Source organism: Frigidibacter sp. MR17.24, from assembly GCF_037095655.1.
Taxonomy (GTDB): Bacteria; Pseudomonadota; Alphaproteobacteria; order Rhodobacterales; family Rhodobacteraceae; genus Frigidibacter.
Map to the genome: position 1 here is coordinate 133,265 of NZ_JBAWKE010000007.1, position 15,455 is coordinate 148,719.

General features: G+C 72.1%; 14 protein-coding genes. 10 read left to right on the plus strand and 4 right to left on the minus strand.

The window, feature by feature from the left end:
• The first annotated feature begins 15 nt into the window (after positions 1–15).
• Both V8J39_RS18885 and V8J39_RS18890 read left to right on the plus strand, forming a co-directional pair.
• Positions 16–2,781: a 2-oxoglutarate dehydrogenase E1 component gene (locus V8J39_RS18885; RefSeq protein ID WP_336462514.1), complete on the plus strand. Its 2,766-nt coding sequence runs from the start codon at positions 16–18 to the stop codon at positions 2,779–2,781.
• A gap of 119 nt (positions 2,782–2,900) precedes the next feature.
• A complete protein-coding gene (locus V8J39_RS18890) occupies positions 2,901–3,776 on the plus strand; it encodes an IclR family transcriptional regulator (RefSeq protein WP_336462515.1) in 876 nt (291 codons plus the stop codon).
• A 43-nt stretch (positions 3,777–3,819) separates the two neighbouring features.
• On the opposite strand, the gene V8J39_RS18895 is transcribed toward V8J39_RS18890, so the two are convergent.
• Positions 3,820–4,422 carry a thiamine pyrophosphate-dependent enzyme gene (locus V8J39_RS18895; protein ID WP_336462516.1) on the minus strand — a complete coding sequence of 201 codons (603 nt, stop codon included), beginning with the start codon at positions 4,420–4,422 and terminating at the stop codon, positions 3,820–3,822.
• A complete protein-coding gene (locus tag V8J39_RS18900; RefSeq protein ID WP_336462517.1) occupies positions 4,422–4,991 on the minus strand; it encodes a thiamine pyrophosphate-binding protein in 570 nt (189 codons plus the stop codon). Before V8J39_RS18900 ends, V8J39_RS18895 begins: the two co-directional genes overlap by 1 nt.
• A gap of 143 nt (positions 4,992–5,134) precedes the next feature.
• Between V8J39_RS18900 and V8J39_RS18905 the strand changes: the two genes are divergently transcribed.
• Positions 5,135–6,124: a LysR substrate-binding domain-containing protein gene (locus V8J39_RS18905; protein ID WP_336462518.1), complete on the plus strand. Its 990-nt coding sequence runs from the start codon at positions 5,135–5,137 to the stop codon at positions 6,122–6,124.
• 79 nt (positions 6,125–6,203) lie between these two features.
• Here V8J39_RS18905 and amaB read toward each other — a convergent pair whose 3' ends face one another.
• Positions 6,204–7,712 carry an L-piperidine-6-carboxylate dehydrogenase gene (gene amaB, locus V8J39_RS18910; protein WP_336462519.1) on the minus strand — a complete coding sequence of 503 codons (1,509 nt, stop codon included), beginning with the start codon at positions 7,710–7,712 and terminating at the stop codon, positions 6,204–6,206.
• A gap of 96 nt (positions 7,713–7,808) precedes the next feature.
• Here amaB and V8J39_RS18915 point away from each other — a divergent pair, with 96 nt between their 5' ends.
• The 7 genes from V8J39_RS18915 to V8J39_RS18945 all read left to right on the plus strand — a co-directional run bounded on the left by V8J39_RS18915 (position 7,809) and on the right by V8J39_RS18945 (position 14,443).
• The gene (locus V8J39_RS18915) at positions 7,809–8,720 is read left to right on the plus strand and encodes a LysR substrate-binding domain-containing protein (RefSeq protein WP_336462520.1); all 912 of its coding nucleotides are present in this window, start codon (positions 7,809–7,811) and stop codon (positions 8,718–8,720) included.
• The gene (locus V8J39_RS18920) at positions 8,717–9,529 is read left to right on the plus strand and encodes a TIGR00282 family metallophosphoesterase (protein ID WP_336462521.1); all 813 of its coding nucleotides are present in this window, start codon (positions 8,717–8,719) and stop codon (positions 9,527–9,529) included. The genes V8J39_RS18915 and V8J39_RS18920 overlap by 4 nt, the downstream gene beginning before the upstream one ends.
• 192 nt (positions 9,530–9,721) lie before the next feature.
• Positions 9,722–11,500 (plus strand): SLC13 family permease, encoded by a 1,779-nt coding sequence (locus V8J39_RS18925; RefSeq protein WP_336462522.1) that lies wholly within the window; start codon positions 9,722–9,724, stop codon positions 11,498–11,500.
• A gap of 84 nt (positions 11,501–11,584) precedes the next feature.
• Positions 11,585–11,962 carry a hypothetical protein gene (locus tag V8J39_RS18930; protein ID WP_336462523.1) on the plus strand — a complete coding sequence of 126 codons (378 nt, stop codon included), beginning with the start codon at positions 11,585–11,587 and terminating at the stop codon, positions 11,960–11,962.
• Between the two features lie 84 nt (positions 11,963–12,046).
• Positions 12,047–12,787, plus strand: a complete 741-nt coding sequence (locus V8J39_RS18935) for a YebC/PmpR family DNA-binding transcriptional regulator (RefSeq protein ID WP_336462524.1) — start codon at positions 12,047–12,049, stop codon at positions 12,785–12,787.
• 183 nt (positions 12,788–12,970) lie between these two features.
• Positions 12,971–13,681 carry an NlpC/P60 family protein gene (locus V8J39_RS18940; RefSeq protein ID WP_336462525.1) on the plus strand — a complete coding sequence of 237 codons (711 nt, stop codon included), beginning with the start codon at positions 12,971–12,973 and terminating at the stop codon, positions 13,679–13,681.
• Positions 13,682–13,885: 204 nt separating this feature from the next.
• Positions 13,886–14,443 (plus strand): DinB family protein, encoded by a 558-nt coding sequence (locus tag V8J39_RS18945; RefSeq protein ID WP_336462526.1) that lies wholly within the window; start codon positions 13,886–13,888, stop codon positions 14,441–14,443.
• A 66-nt stretch (positions 14,444–14,509) separates the two neighbouring features.
• Here the strand turns inward: V8J39_RS18945 and V8J39_RS18950 are convergent, their stop codons facing one another.
• Positions 14,510–15,442, minus strand: a complete 933-nt coding sequence (locus V8J39_RS18950; RefSeq protein WP_336462527.1) for an L-lactate dehydrogenase — start codon at positions 15,440–15,442, stop codon at positions 14,510–14,512.
• Positions 15,443–15,455 lie beyond the last annotated feature (13 nt).

The following is a 15,455-nucleotide window of genomic DNA, read 5'->3' on the forward strand; positions in this document are numbered from 1 at the left end:
TCGCGAAGGCCTCAGATGACACTGCTCAGCACTACCGAAGACCACCGCGCCGCGGGCCTGCCGGTCGGACAGGACAACGGCTATGCGTTCGACCTCTATGCCCGCTACCGGCGCGATCCGCTGGCGGTGCCGGCCGACTGGCGGCTGTGGTTCGAGGCGCTCGACGCGCCCGGCCCGGCCGAGGGCGCCCCGGCCGCGGTGCTGGTCGAGCGGCTGGTCGACAGCTATCGCCGCGACGGCCATCTCGGGGCGGCGCTCGACCCGCTGGGCCTGTCGCCGCGGCACGAGACCGGGCGGCTCGCACGCGACCGCGCCGCGGTCGAGGCGCTGCCGGGGCCGATCGGCTGGCGGCTCGGCGGCGCGGCGGGGCAGGGCCGGGGCCGCGACCTCGTCGCGCTGCTCGACCGGATCTACCGCGGGCCGGCCGCGCTCGAGGCCGAGGCGGTCGAGGACGAGGCGGCACGCGCCTGGATCGAGACCCGGTTCGAGGCGCTGGCGCTGGCCGAGCCGGGGCCGCAGGACCGCGCCCGCGCCCATCGCGCCATCGGCCGCGCCGACACGTTCGAACAGTTCGTCCGGCTGAAGTTCCCCACCAAGAAGCGCTTCGGCAGCGAGGGCGCCGAGGGCATGATGCTGCTGATGCAGGAGCTGCTGCGCCAGGGCGCGCGGGCGGGCCTGGACGAGGTGGTGATGGGCGGCATGCACCGCGGGCGGCTGGCGCTGCTGGCGACGGTGCTGGGCAAGGATCCCGCGCGGCTTCTGGCCGAAATCAAGGGCCGCGACCTGACGCGCGGCGGGCCCGACTTCACCGGCGACGTGCCCTATCACCTCGGCCATGTCGCCGAGGTCGAGATCGAGGGCCGCCGGCTGGCGCTGTCGATCGCGCCGCACCCCTCGCACCTGATGGTGGTGGCTGCGGTGGCGACGGGCATGGCGCGGGCGCGGCGGGAAGGCGCCCCCGCCGCCGCGGCGCAGGCCGGCCCGGGCGCGCTCTGCCTGCTGCTGCACACCGATGCGGCCTTCGCGGGCCAGGGGATCACGGCCGAACTGGCGCAGATGGGCCGGCTTGACGGCTATGACGTCGGCGGCACGATCCACCTTGTCGTCAACAACCAGATCGGCTTCACCACGCTGCCCTCCGAGGGGCGCAGCGCGCGCTACTGCACCGACGTGGCCAAGATGGTCGGCGCCCCGGTGATCCACGTGAACGGCGACGACGCCGGCGCGCTGATGGCGGCGGCCGCGCTGGCGGCCGACTGGCGCGCACGCTTCGGGCGCGACATCTTCATCGACCTCGTCTGCTACCGCCGCAACGGCCACAACGAACTGGACGAGCCCCGCTTCACCCAGCCCGCGACCTGGGCCGCGATCGATGCCCGCCCGGGGCTGCGCGCCGCGACGCAGGCGGCGCTGGCGGCGGCCGACCCGCCCGGTGCCGCCGCGGTCGAGGCCGAGCTGGCGGCCTTCCGCGACACGCTGGTCGCGGCCTATGACGTGATCGACAGCCTGCTGCCCAACGACGACGCCCCGTTCCAGCCCGGCTGGGACGCGGTGGCCGCGGCCGGGCCGGCCGAGATCCTCGCCCCGGTCGACACCGGGGTCGATGCGGCGCGGCTGGTGCGGCTTGGCGCGGCGGCGGGGCTGATCGCGCCCGCGGCCTCGCCCCATCCCAAGGTGCGCCAGTTCTACGCGGCCCGCGCCCAGAGCCTCGAGCGGGGCGAGGGCGTGGGCTTCGCCACCGCCGAGGCGCTCGCCTTCGCAAGCCTCCTCGACGAGGGGGCGAGCGTGCGGCTCTCGGGGCAGGACAGCGTGCGCGGCACCTTCACCCAGCGCCACCTGCGGCTGCACGATACCGAGGGCCCCGCCAGCCGCCTGCCGCTCGCGGCGCTGGCGCGCGACGGCGCCCGGTTCGAGATCCACAACAGCCCGCTGTCGGAATACGCGGTGCTGGGCTTCGAATACGGCCACAGCCTGGTCGATCCCGGCACGCTGACGCTGTGGGAGGCGCAGTTCGGCGATTTCCTCAACGGCGCCCAGATCGTCGTCGACCAGTACGTCGTCAGCGCCGAGGCGAAATGGGGCCTGCGCTCGGGCCTCGTGATCCTGCTGCCGCACGGGCTCGAGGGGCAGGGGCCGGACCATTCCTCGTGCCGGCCCGAGCGGCTGCTGCAGGCCTGCGTCGGCGCAAACGCGATCGTGGCCAATCCCAGCACGCCGGCCAATCTCTTCCACCTCCTGCGCCGCCAGATCCGCGCCCCCTGGCGCAAGCCGCTGTTCGTGGTGGCCCCGAAATCGCTGCTGCGCGCCCGCGCGGCGGTGTCGCGGCTGGACGAGATGGGGCCCGGCACCGGCTTTCGCCCGCTGATCTACGACGGGCCCGAGGCGCCCGAGCGGCTCGTGCTCTGCTCGGGCAAGATCGCCTACGAACTTGCCGCGGCGCGGGCCGAGGCCGGGCTCGCGGCGCGTGTCGGCATCCTGCGGGTCGAGCAGCTCTATCCGCTCGACCGCGGCGCGGTGACGGCGGCGCTGGCGCGGGCCGGGGCGCAGGTGGCGGCGCGGCTGGCGACCGGGCCGCTGGTCTGGTGCCAGGAAGAGCCGCGCAACCAGGGCGCCTTCGCCCATGTCCGCGCGGTGCTGGCCGCACCCGGCCCGGCCGGATCGGCGCCGATCGCGTCGCTCGGCTATGCGGGCCGTCCGGCGCTGCCGGTCGCGGCGGGTGGTTCAATCGACCGGCATGTGGCAGAACAGGACACCCTGGTGCGCAGTGCGCTCGGCCTGTGAGCGGCTCGCCGCGGCCCGCGGGCGATGCGCGCCCGGGCAAAGGGCGCGGCATGCGCGGGGCCTTGGCCGGGGCCAGGGGTGGGGCACCGCCCCGTCGCGGGAAGACGAAGGAAGATGTCATGGCGGCGTTCCAACCTGTGCGGGCGGTGGTCCGGGCCCTCGACGTGCTGTCGCTGGTCAGCGAACAGGGCGAGATCACCGCCTCGGCGATCGCGCGCCGGCTCGGCCTGCCGCAGCCGACCGTGGTGCGCATCCTCGAGACGCTTGAATCCTGCGGCTATGTCTACCGCTGCGAGAACGGCCACGGCTTTGCCGTCTCGGCGCGGACCAAGACGCTGAGCCGCGGCTATGACGCGCGCTCGCGCCTCGTGCAGATCGCCCGCCCCGAGATCGACATCCTGCACCGCGAGGTCGGCTGGCCGTCGAACCTGGCGGTGCGCGAGGGGCGCAGCATGACCATCGCCTATTCGAACCGCGCCGCCTACGGCATGTCGATGTCGGGCCGGCTCGGGGCGCAGATCCCGTTCCTGGCGACCGGGGTCGGGCTGGCCTATCTCGCGCACATGCGCGAGCAGGACCGCGCGCCGCTTCTCGGGCAGCTGCGCGCCAGCCCCTCGCGCTGGGACAGCGACCCCGCGCTGTGGGAAAGGTTGCCCGAGCGGCTGGAGCAGGTGCGCGCCAGCGGCATGGGCTTTGCCGACGAGACCTATCTCGACGAGATCTACCAGTCGCGGATCTGGGCGGTGGCGCTGCCGATCCTCGTGCATGGCGAGGTCGAGGCGGCGGTCAGCTGCCTCGTGCTGCGCAATGCCGGCACGCCCGAGGAGCAGCTGCCCAAGATCCTGCCCGCCCTCGCCGCCGCCGCCGGCGCGATCGCCGCCGCGCTCGAGCGCGAATCCGATCCGCGGACCGCGAGCGCCCCCCCGCCGGCACAGGGCGGCGGCGACGAGGGCCTGGTCGGGCCGGATGACGCCGACGATGACGCCGAGGACTGATCCGCCCGCGCCCCCCGGCCGCCGCGGCGCGGGGGATACGCCGTCAGGCATAAAGCGCATCGCGGCCCATCACGGCCTCGCGGAAGCGGTTCTTCAGCACGATCGCCTCGGGCGGCAGCACCAGCGGCAGCTTCTCGGGATCGATCGCCACCCGGGCGAAAAGCGGTCCGGCGCAGGCGTGGACCTGCGCGCGCAGCGCCGCGATCCCGGCCGGGTCGGTCGGTTCGGCCAACCGCGAGAAACCGCATCCGCGCGCGATCTGCACCAGGTCGACACCGGCCGAGCTGTGGGCGGGCTGCATCCCGGTCTCGCCGTAGACGCCATTGTCGAGCACGACGACCGACAGGTTCGCCGGCGCCGCCACCGCGATCGTCGCCAGCGCGCCCAGACCCATCATCATCTCGCCGTCACCGGTCAGCACCATCACCGGCCGCCCGGGCTGCGCCAGCGCGAGGCCGAGCCCCACCATCGCCGCCCCGCCCATCGCCCCCCAGAGCGGCAGCGACAGCGCATGGTCGCCCGCCGCGGCAAGGTCCCAGGCCGGCGCGCCCAGTCCCGAGACCACCGCCAGCCCGCCGCGATCCTCCAGCAGCGCCGCCACCACCGCGCGCCGGTGCAGCCGGCCATCCTTCGCCACCATCGCCATCAGGTCAGCTCCTTGAAATTCTTGGCCCCAAGCACGCGCTGGCCGATCAGCGTCGCCGCCGGGCGCCAGGTGTTGAAGGCCAGGTTCAGCGTCGCCTCGGCGGCCTCGACCACGTCCTCGGCCCGCTCGGCATGATTGGTCACCACGTTCATCGCTTGCAGGCAGGCGAGCGTGGCCTGGCCCATCGGGACCTGCATCGCGTTGAACTCGCCCCATTCGCCGCGCATCGTGATCAGCATCGGCACCGCCAGCTGGTAGGTCGCGGGCAGCGACAGCATGTTGATGCAGTTGCCGACGCCGCTGCTTTGCATCAGCACCACGCCCCGGGTGCCGCCCAGCCAGGCCCCGCCCGCAAGCGCGATCCCCTCCTCCTCGGTCGTCAGCCGGACCACCCGCATCGCGGGGTCTGCCTCGCACAGCCGGATCAGCGCGGCATGGCCCGCGTCGGGCACGATGCCGACCTGCGTCACCCCGGCGCGCGACAGGGCGCGGTGCAGGCCCGCGGGCCAGTCGGGGGCGGCGGCGGGCGCCGGCGGGCGGGCGGCGGTCAGGCTGTCGGGTGGCGGCATGGCGGGTCCTCCGGACATGGGGCGGCTCTGGCGTCACCCGTGGATCTGCCCCGAGCCTCGCGTGCCGTGGGCCTTGCGGAAATTCGAATTCGGCGATGGGAGCCATGCCGTCCCGGCAAGGCCCGCCCGGCGGGAGGTGACGGATGGACCTGAAACTGCTGCGCAGCTTCGTCGCGGTGGCCGAGGGCGGATCGCTCGCGCGGGCCTCGGACCGGCTGCACCTCGCGCAGCCGGCGCTGTCGCGGCAGATCCGGCTTCTGGAACACGAGATCGGGGCGCCGCTGTTCCTGCGGTCGACCCGGGGGATGCGCCTGACCGAACAGGGCGCGCAGCTTTTCGCGCGGGTGCCGGCCCTGATCGCCGAGCTGGACGGCGCGATCGACAGCGTGCGGGCGCTGTCGGCGGCCCCCAGCGGGGCGGTGACGCTGGGGGTGATCCCGACGGTCAGCAACGTGCTGGCCGGCCGGCTGGCGGTGCGCTGCGCGCGCGAGCTGCCGGGCGTCGCGCTGCGCATCCTCGAGGCCTATGCCGGCCACCTGATCGACTGGACCCACCGCGGCGAGGTGGACCTCGCGATCGTCTATGGCCGCGCGTCCGAGATGCACCTGCCGGTCAGCGACCTGATGTTCGAGGAACTGGTGCTGGTCGCGCCGAAGGGATCGACCCCCGGCGGATCCAGATCCGGCCGCGGCGACGACGGCGACGGCGACGGCGCGCGATCGCCCGGGGAGGGGCCCGTGCCGGTGGCCACGCTGGGCACGCGCGACCTCGTGCTGCCAAGCCGTCCGCACGGGCTGCGCATGGTGGTCGAGGCGGCGGCGGGCCGGGCGGGCGTGCGGCTGGCGGTCCGCTTCGAGGCCGACAGCTTCCGCGTGCTGCTCGATCTGGTCGCGGCGGGGCTCGGGGCGACGGTGCTGCCGCTCTCGGCCTTCGGGACCGAGGATCCGCGCGCGCGCTTCGACATCCTGCGGCTCGACCGGCCGCGGATCACCCGCCGCCTCGTGCTCGTCTCGCCGCCGCGGCGCGACGACAGCCGGGCCACCACCGCCCTGCGCGCGCTGCTTCTGGATGAAATCGGCCGGATGCGGGCCGCGGGCGACTGGCCCGAACCGGGCGCGGCCCGCCCCCGCTAAGCTGCGGCGCGCCCCCGGACGCGAAGGGGGCGGCCCCGGTCCCGGCGCCGCCCCCCTGTCATGCATCGACGTGCGCCGGTCAGAGGTCGAACACGACCCCCTGCGCCAGCGGCAGCTCGCGCGAGTAGTTCACCGTGTTCGTCGCCCGGCGCATGTAGCCCTTCCACGCGTCCGACCCGCTCTCGCGTCCGCCGCCGGTCTCCTTCTCGCCACCGAAGGCGCCGCCGATCTCGGCGCCCGAGGTGCCGATGTTGACGTTCGCGATCCCGCAGTCCGAGCCGGCGGCGGACAGGAAGGTCTCCATCTCGCGCAGGTCGGTGGTGAAGATCGACGACGACAGGCCCGCGCCGACGGCGTTGTGATCCTCGATCACCGCCTCGAAGTCGCTGTATCTCATCACGTAGAGGATCGGGGCGAAGGTCTCTTCGAGCACGGGGCCGCATTGCGACGGCATCTCGACGATCGCGGGCCGGGCATAGAAGCTTTCCGCGCCGTTCACGTCGACCCGCGCGCCGCCCGCCACCGTGCCGCCGGCGGCCGTCGCGGCCGCAAGCGCCGCCTGCATCCCCTCGAAGGCCGCCTTGTCGATCAGCGGGCCGACCAGCGCGCCCGAGGTCAGCGGATCGCCCACGGTGACGCTTTCGTAGGCCTTCACCAGCCGCGGCACCAGCGCGTCATAGACGCTGTCGTGCACGAACAGGCGCCGCATCGTGGTGCAGCGCTGGCCGGCGGTGCCCATCGCGCCGAAGGCCACCGCCCGCAGCGCCATGTCGAGATCGGCCGAGGGGCAGACGATGCCCGCATTGTTGCCGCCCAGCTCAAGGATCGTGCGGCCGAACCGCGCCGCCACCTTCGGCGCCACGATCCGCCCCATCCGGGTCGAGCCGGTGGCCGAGACCAGCGCCACGCGCGGATCCTCGACCAGCGCCGTGCCGACATCGGCCCCGCCGATCAGCACCTGGCTCAGCCCCGCGGGCGCCGCGCCGAACCGCGCGATCGCGCGGTCGAGGATCGCGGCCGAGGCGAGCGCGGTCAGCGGCGTCTTCTCCGAGGGCTTCCACACCACCGGGTTGCCGCAGACGAGCGCGAGCGCCGTGTTCCAAGACCAGACCGCGACGGGGAAGTTGAAGGCCGAGATCACGCCGACGACGCCCAGCGGGTGCCATGTCTCCATCATCCGGTGGCCCGGGCGCTCGGTCGCGATGGTCAGGCCGTACAGCTGGCGCGACAGGCCGACGGCGAAGTCGCAGATGTCGATCATCTCCTGCACCTCGCCCGCGCCCTCGGACGGGCTCTTGCCCGCCTCGATCGACACCAGCCGTCCCAGATCCGCCTTGGCCGCGCGCAGCTCCTCGCCGAGAAGCCGCACCAGCTCGCCGCGCTTCGGACCGGGCACCAGCCGCCAGGCCTTGAACGCCTCGGCGGCGCGGCCGATGGCGGCGGCGGTGGTCTCGGCGGTGTCGGCGGCCAGCTGCGCGATCCGCTCGCCCGTCACGGGCGAGAAGCTGGCCATGCTGCCGCCGGTCCAGGCGCCGGGCGCGACGCCAAGCCGGGTGAGGATGTCCTGGGTCGTTTGGGAAAGTGTCATGCGGGGTCCCTCGCAAAGGCCGGTTCGATCATCTTCATATCGCGTCACCTGCCGGCTATCATCCGCCAAATTCGCTTCACTTGATGCGGGATTCGCATGATCAAGGGCCGCATGATCCCCGACGCCAGCGCGCTTCAGGCCTTTGCCGCCGCCGCGCGCCACCTCAGCTTCACCCGCGCCGCGGTCGAGCTGGGGCGCACGCAAAGCGCCGTCAGCCGCCAGATCCGCGATCTCGAGGACCAGCTGGGCCTGCGGCTGTTCGACCGGATCCGGCAGCGGGTGGTGCTGTCGGACGCGGGGCGGCGGATGCTGCCCGAGGCCGAGGCGCTGCTGGACGCGGCCGAGCGGATGACGCTGCGCGCGATCGGCGGGCGCGACATCGCCGGGGCGCTGGTGGTGGCGGTGCTGCCGGGGTTCGGTGCGCGGTGGCTGGTGCCGCGGCTGCCGGGCTTTCTCGCGCGCCACCCCGGCGTGCGCGTCACCCTGCACACCCGCGCCGCGCCCTTCGACATGGAGGCCGAGGGCGTGGACCTTGCGATTCACCACGGCCAGCCGGCCTGGCCGGCGGGGGTCTGCAGCTATCTCTGCCGGGACGAGATCGTGCCCGTCGCCGCCGCGCCCGCCGCGCTCTCCGCGGTGGCGCTGCTGCATCTCGAGGCCCGGCCGCGGCTCTGGCCCGACTGGCTGGCCGCGGGCGGCATCGCGCGCGAAGGCTGGGCGGGGCACCGGTTCGACGACCAGGCGCTGCTGATCGAAGCCGCGCTCGCCGGGCTCGGGGCGGCGCTGCTGCCGCGCTACCTGATCGAGACCGAGCTTGCCGCGGGGCGGCTCGCGGTGCTCGATCCGCGGCCCGTCGCCTCGGCCGAGGCCTACTGGGTGGTGCTGCCCGAGGGCAAGGCGGCCGACCCGCTGGGGCTGGCGTTTCGCGACTGGCTGGGCGCGCAGGTGTCCTCGGCCGCGACGGAGCCCTTGCCCCCGGGCGCCGGCGGGCCTAAGGCCGGGGCATGAAACTTCTGTTCCTTGGCGATGTGATGGGTCGTGCCGGGCGCACGGCGATCCGCGACCGGCTTCCCGGCCTCAGGGCCGACTGGGGCCTCGATTTCGTGGTGGTGAACGGCGAGAACGCCTCGTCCGGGATCGGGCTCACGCCCGACCACGCGAAGCTGCTGCTCGAGGCGGGGGCGGACTGCGTGACGCTGGGCGATCACGCCTTCGACCAGAAGGACATGCTGCGCTTCATCGAGACCGAGCCGCGCATCATCCGCCCGGTCAACTTCTCGAAGGTGGCGCCGGGGCAGGGCGTGCGGGTCTTCACCGCCACCCGCGGCCGCAAGGTCGCCGTCGCGCAGGTGCTGGGGCAGGTGTTCATGAAGCGCCCCTTCGACGACCCGTTCTCGGGGATCGAGGCGGCGCTGAAGCCGCATTCGCTGGGCGGCGCGGTGCAGGCGGTGCTGGTCGACGTCCATGCCGAGGCCACGAGCGAGAAGATGGCGCTTGGCCACTGGCTGGACGGACGCGCGAGCCTTGTCGTGGGCACCCATACCCACGTGCCCACCGGCGACGCGATGATCCTGCCCGGCGGCACCGGCTACATGACCGATGCCGGCATGTGCGGCGACTACAATTCGGTCATCGGCATGGACAAGGCCGAGCCGATGCGCCGCTTCATCACCGGCATGGGGCGCGAGCGATTCACCCCCGCCGAGGGCGAGGCGACGCTGTCGGGCGCCTATGTCGAGACCGACGACCGCACCGGCCGCGCCACCCGCATCGTCGCGGTGCGTGTCGGCGGGCGGCTGCAACCCTCGGCGCCCTGAGCCGGCCGCGCGGATTTGCGACATCTGCCGGCGAATCCGGCCGGCCGTGGTGCGCCGTCTTGACCAAATCGAACATTTCGCGGCTTGCATGGGTTTGCACCCCGCCCGCGCCGCGCCGCGTCGAGACGCTTGCCGCACCGCGCACAAGCGGCGATAACGGGCGCAATTCTCTGCGGGGGCAGCCGTTTCCACATGATCGATCTCGGCCTATCGGGTGACGCGCGGGCCTATCTCGCCATCGCCATCGTCGCGGCAATGTTCATCGTCTTCGCGCTGGAATGGTTCGAGACCGAGGTGGTGGCGATGGTCGGCGCCGCGGTGATGATCCTGACGGGGCTGCTGCCCTACAAGGACGCGGCGGAAAACCTTGCCAACAACGCGCCCTGGACCATCGCCTTCATGTTCCTGATCATGGGCGGGCTGGTGCGCACCGGCGCGCTGAACGAGCTGACCAAGGTGATCGAGCGCCACGCCAGCTCGGCGCCGCGGCGCACGATCCTGTCGCTGTTCGTCTTCGTCACCTTCGCCTCGGCGGTGATGAACAACACCCCGGTCGTGGCGGTGATGATCCCGATCGTGATCCAGATCGCGCGCAAGCTGGGAACGTCGCCGTCCAAGCTTTTGATGCCGCTAAGCTATTTCACCGTTCTGGGAGGGATGATCACGCTGATCGGCACCTCGACCAACCTGCTGGTCGACGGCGTCGCCCGCGACCGCGGCCTTGCGCATTTCTCGATCTTCGAGATCGCGCCGCTGGGGCTGGCCGTGGCCTCCGCCGGGGCGGTCTACATGGGCTTCTTCGCCAACCGCATCCTGCCCGCGCGGGTGTCGATGGCCGAGATGCTGATCGGCCGGCGGTCGATGAAGTACTTCACCGAGGTCGCCGTGCCCGAGGACAGCCCGCTGATCGGCACCCCGGTGCTGGAGGCCGCGCTGTTCAAGCGCGACGGCATGCGGGTGATCGACGTGCTGCGCGGCGACGCCTCGCTGCGGCGCGACCTGCCCTCGGCGATCCTGGCCGCGGGCGACCGCATCGTGCTGCGCACCGAGATGACCGACCTGCTCGACCTGCAGCAGCGGCGCGAGCTGCACATGGTCGACAAGCTCAGCTCGGTCGCGACCGAGACGGTCGAGGTCCTGATCTCGCCCGGCTGCCGGATGATCGGGCGCACGCTGGGCGAGCTGCGGCTGCGGCGGCGCTACGGTGTCTACGTGCTGGCCGCGCACCGCCGCAACCAGAACATCGGCCGCAAGCTCGACGATCTCGAGGTGCGGGTGGGGGACACGCTGCTTCTGGAAGGCGCGACCGAGGACATCGGCCGGCTGGCGCAGGAGATGGACCTTGTGAACGTCTCCAAGCCGACCGAGCGCCCGTTCCGCCGCGGCCATGCCCCGATCGCGGTCGCGGCGCTGCTGGCGGTGGTGGTGCTCTCGGCGTTCGACGTCGCCCCGATCATGGCGCTGGCCTTCATCGCCGTCGCCGTGATCCTCGTGACCCGCTGCATCGACGCGGACGAGGCGTTCTCGTTCGTCGACGGCCGGCTGCTGGCGCTGATCTTCGCCATGCTGGCGGTGGGCGAGGGGCTGGAGCAGTCGGGCGCCGTCGACCTGATCGTGCGCGCCATCGCCCCGCATCTCGAGGGGCTTTCGCCCTTCCTCACGATCCTGTGCGTCTATTTCCTGGGCGTGGTGATGACCGAGATCCTGTCGAACAACGCGGTCGCGGTGATCCTGACCCCGATCGGCATCCAGCTGGCGAACGAGCTGGGCCGCGACCCGCGCCCCTTCGTGGTGGCGGTGATGTTCTCGGCCACGCTCGCCTTCGCCACCCCGATCGGCTACCAGACCAACACGATGGTCTACGGGCCGGGTGGCTACCGCTTCACCGACTACGTCCGGCTGGGGCTGCCGCTGAACATCATCTGCGGGCTGGTGGCCTGCGCGCTGATCCCGATCCTCTGGCCGCTCTAGGCGGCAATCCGCCGCGGGGGTGGCGCCATCGCGGCTTTGTGTGTAGTCTTGAGCATGATCTCCCCGAGCCCGGAAAGGTGCCGCATGACGCGCATCGGCCTTGTCCTTCTGACCTCGCTGGCCCTCGGGCTTCCGCTGTCCGCGCTGCCGGCCGCCGCGGGCGCGCCATGGCCCGCCCGGGTCGACGGCATCAAGCTGACCTCGGACCGGCTGACCGTGCGCTTCACCGACGGCGCCGTCTGCCGCTCGACCATGCAGCCCGAGGGCGGCATGGGCATGTTCATCGACTGCCCGCACCAGGCCCGCTTCGACGTGCGCATCCAGCGCCAGAACTGGCTCAAGCCCGCGCTGGGCGATCTGGTCGAGCCCTATGCCACCGTCGCCATCACCAGCGAGGATGGCCGGGTCGAACGCTTCAAGACCCCCGGTTCGCGCGACAAGCGCTATCCGCGCTACGACTGAGCGCGCGCGCGCGCCCCGCTTGCGGGGGACCACCGCCTTGCGCTATGAGGCCCCCGTTCCAGACAGGCGACGGAGTGACGGGTCATGGCAGGCCATTCTAAATGGGCGAACATCCAGCACCGCAAGGGCAAGCAGGACAAGCTTCGCTCGAAGATGTTCTCGAAGCTTTCCAAGGAGATCACCGTCGCCGCGAAGATGGGCGACCCTGATCCGGAAAAGAACCCCCGCCTGCGTCTGGCGGTGAAGGCCGCCAAGTCGCAGTCGATGCCCAAGGACGTCATCGACCGCGCGATCAAGAAGTCGCAGGGCGGCGATGCCGAGGATTACACCGAGATCCGCTATGAGGGCTACGGCCCCAACGGCATCGCGGTGATCGTCGAGTGCATGACCGACAACCTCAACCGCACCGCGTCGAACGTGCGCAGCTATTTCACCAAGTCGGGCGGCAACCTGGGCCAGACCGGCTCGGTCAGCCACGGCTTCGACCGGGTGGGCGAGGTCAGCTTCCCCGTCGAGGCCGGCGATGCCGACACGGTGATGATGGCCGCGCTCGAGGCCGGGGCCGATGACGTGGAAAGCAGCGAAGAGGGCCACTGGGTCTATTGCTCGGTCGAGGCGCTCAACGACGTGACCGAGGCGCTCGAGAAGGAACTGGGCGAGTCGACCGAGGCCAAGCTGATCTGGAAGCCGCAGACCCTGACCGAGGTCGATCTCGAGACGGCCGAGAAGCTTATGAAGCTGATCGACACGCTCGAAGAGGACGACGACGTGCAGACCGTCACGCACAATTTCGATGTGCCCGAAGAGGTTGCCGCCCAGCTTTGATCCGCGCGACCGCCGGACGGAAAGCCGCCTTCGGGCGGCTTTTTTTCATGCCCGGCAGCCGGCGCTGGATTCGTGCAGCAGTTGTGGTAGCTTGGTCGTCGTCGCCCGGGAGAGCGGCGCCCTATTTTCAGACATCTCTATTGCAGTCCGTTCATGTGATCCGGCCATTTTCAGGTGGTGTTTATGCGATTGATCGAGATCCAGAAGGCCCTCGCGTCCAAGGGGTTCAACCCCGGGCCGCTCGACGGGGTCTGGGGCCGCCAGACGCTGGCGGCGGTGCGCAAGTTCCAGGCCAGCAAGAAGCTCGAGGTCGACGGCATCGTCGGACCCCAGACGCTCAAGGCCCTGTTCCCCGACCTGGCCGATCCGCCGCTGGGGCTGGCGGGCACCGGCGATGTCGGGCTCGTGTGGTTCGCCGAGGCCAAGCGCCTGCTGGGCCTGCGCGAGAAGGTGGGGCCGGGCTCGAACCCCGAGATCCTCAAGCTCGCGGGCGATCTCGGCATCGACTATCCCGATGACGACATCCCGTGGTGCGGGCTTTTCGTCGCGCATTGCATCGGCTCGACGCTGGACCGCGAGTCGCTGCCGCCCGCGCCGCTCGGGGCCCGCAACTGGCTGAAGTTCGGCAATGCCTGCCAGCCGACGCTGGGCGCGGTGATGGTGTTCTGGCGCGAGAGCCGCAGCTCGTTCAAGGGCCATGTCGGCTTCTACGGCGGCGAGGACGCCCACAGCTACCTGATCCTCGGCGGCAATCAGGGCGACCGGGTGAGCTGGGTCAAGATCGACAAGGCCCGCCTGCTCGAGGCGCGCTGGCCGTCCTCGGTCTCGCCGCGCCCGGGCGCGATGGCGGTGGCCGATCTCGGCACCGTCAATCGCAGCTGGAACGAGGCCTGATCGCGCGGGCGCCGACCCTGCCGGGCCGACTCGCGTCGCGCGGTGGGGATCGCCCGGCAGGTTCCGTCTGGCGGACGGGTTTTTGTTCAAATTTGCTTAATCGCATCGGTTGACGGCGGATTGTGTGCGTATGTGCCACGAAAAACGGCACATTCGGGATGCGAGAATTGACCTCTGCAGCGCGGCATGATCCTATCCCGGCCCATGACCGACCCCTGCCGCCCCTTTCGCCAGATGGCCCGGAACGCGCTGCTCGCCAATCGGCGGCTGCACGGGGCCTGTGATGCGCTCGCCCCGGGGGAATGGGAGGCGCCGCGCGCCAGCTTCTTCCCCTCGATCCGGGCGACGATGAACCACATCCTCGTCATCGACCGCTTCTACCTCGACGCGATCGGTGGCGGCACCCTGGGCCCGGCGGCCTGGGACGACCCCGAGCCCTGTGCCGATCTTGCCGCCTGGGCCGAGGCGCAGGTCGAGATGGACCTGCGCGCCGTCGCGATCGCCGAGGCGCTGGTGCCGGGCGACCTGAACACGATCGTGCAGATCCAGCGCGCCGGCCGGGTGCAGATCGAGACGCTGGGCGACACGCTGCTGCACCTGTTCCTGCATGACCAGCATCACCGCGGGCAGATCCACGCGATGCTGTCCTCGACCTCGGTCGCGCCGCCGCAGCTGGACGAGTTCGTGATGGTCGACGATGCCGCGGTGCGCGGCTTCGACCTGTCCGCCTTCGGCCGGACCGAGGAGTGGATCCGCGCCTGACCGGCAGCGGGCCACGCCCGCGCCTGACGGGATGGGCGCCTTCCCCGGAACCCAGCGCCAGGATCCCTAGACCCCGAGCGGGTCGGCCAGCGATTTCAGCAGCGCGGCCGAGCGCGCGAGCGCCTCGGTCTCGTCGCGCGACAGCTGCGGGGGCAGGGTGGCGACGATGCCCTCGGCCCCGATCACCCGCGGCAGCGACAGCGCGATGTCGCGGGTGCCGCAGGCCTCGGGCGTCAGCATCGACAGGGTGAGGACGTCGCGTGCATCGGTCGCGATCGCCTGCACCAGCCGGGCGATGCCGGCGCCGATGCCGAACCAGGTCGCGCCCTTGCCGGCGATGATCCGGTCGGCCGCGCGCCGCACGCCCGCGTCGATCGCGCCGCGCGCCGCGGGGTCGAGCGGCCGGCCCAGATCCTCGGCCACCTGCGCGAGCGGCGCCGCCCCCAGCGTCGCGCCCGACCAGCACAGCACCTCGCTGTCGCCATGCTCGCCCAGCACCAGCCCGTGCACCGATTGCGGCGCCACGCCCAGGTGACGGCCGAGCAGGTGGCGGAACCGCGCGGTGTCCAGGATCGTGCCGGTGCCGATCACCCGCCCGGGCGGCAGGCCCGACAGCCGCGTCGCCACCTGCGTCATGATGTCGACCGGGTTCGTCGCCACCAGGATCAGCGTGCCGGGCGCGACGCGCAGCACCTCGGCCACGATGGCGCGGAACACCTCGGCATTGCGCGCGAGCAGGTCGAGCCGGCTTTCGCCCGGCCGCTGCGCCACCCCGGCCGCCAGCACCGTGACCGCCGCCCCCGCCGCGGCGTCGTAGCCGCCCGTTCCCAGCCGCGCGGCGCCGGCGAAGGGCACGGCATGGGCGATGTCCTCGGCCTGGGCGGCGGCGAGCGCGGGATCGCGGTCGATCAGCACGATCTCCGAGGCCGCGGCCTGCAGGGCGATGGCGAAGGCGGCGGCGCTGCCGACCTGGCCCGCGCCGATGATCGCGACTTTCATGGGGCACCTCACG

Bases quoted from the DNA above. Each gene is read 5' to 3' on its own strand.
- V8J39_RS18895 (WP_336462516.1), bottom strand. From the start codon at position 4,422: ATGGCGATGGTGGCGAAGGATGGCCGGCTGCACCGGCGCGCGGTGGTG.
- V8J39_RS18930 (WP_336462523.1), top strand. From the start codon at position 11,585: ATGACGCGCATCGGCCTTGTCCTTCTGACCTCGCTGGCCCTCGGGCTT.
- V8J39_RS18945 (WP_336462526.1), top strand. From the start codon at position 13,886: ATGACCGACCCCTGCCGCCCCTTTCGCCAGATGGCCCGGAACGCGCTG.
- V8J39_RS18890 (WP_336462515.1), top strand. From the start codon at position 2,901: ATGGCGGCGTTCCAACCTGTGCGGGCGGTGGTCCGGGCCCTCGACGTG.
- V8J39_RS18900 (WP_336462517.1), bottom strand. From the start codon at position 4,991: ATGCCGCCACCCGACAGCCTGACCGCCGCCCGCCCGCCGGCGCCCGCC.
- V8J39_RS18925 (WP_336462522.1), top strand. From the start codon at position 9,722: ATGATCGATCTCGGCCTATCGGGTGACGCGCGGGCCTATCTCGCCATC.
- V8J39_RS18935 (WP_336462524.1), top strand. From the start codon at position 12,047: ATGGCAGGCCATTCTAAATGGGCGAACATCCAGCACCGCAAGGGCAAG.
- V8J39_RS18915 (WP_336462520.1), top strand. From the start codon at position 7,809: ATGATCAAGGGCCGCATGATCCCCGACGCCAGCGCGCTTCAGGCCTTT.
- V8J39_RS18885 (WP_336462514.1), top strand. From the start codon at position 16: ATGACACTGCTCAGCACTACCGAAGACCACCGCGCCGCGGGCCTGCCG.
- V8J39_RS18920 (WP_336462521.1), top strand. From the start codon at position 8,717: ATGAAACTTCTGTTCCTTGGCGATGTGATGGGTCGTGCCGGGCGCACG.
- V8J39_RS18940 (WP_336462525.1), top strand. From the start codon at position 12,971: ATGCGATTGATCGAGATCCAGAAGGCCCTCGCGTCCAAGGGGTTCAAC.
- V8J39_RS18950 (WP_336462527.1), bottom strand. From the start codon at position 15,442: ATGAAAGTCGCGATCATCGGCGCGGGCCAGGTCGGCAGCGCCGCCGCC.
- V8J39_RS18905 (WP_336462518.1), top strand. From the start codon at position 5,135: ATGGACCTGAAACTGCTGCGCAGCTTCGTCGCGGTGGCCGAGGGCGGA.
- amaB (WP_336462519.1), bottom strand. From the start codon at position 7,712: ATGACACTTTCCCAAACGACCCAGGACATCCTCACCCGGCTTGGCGTC.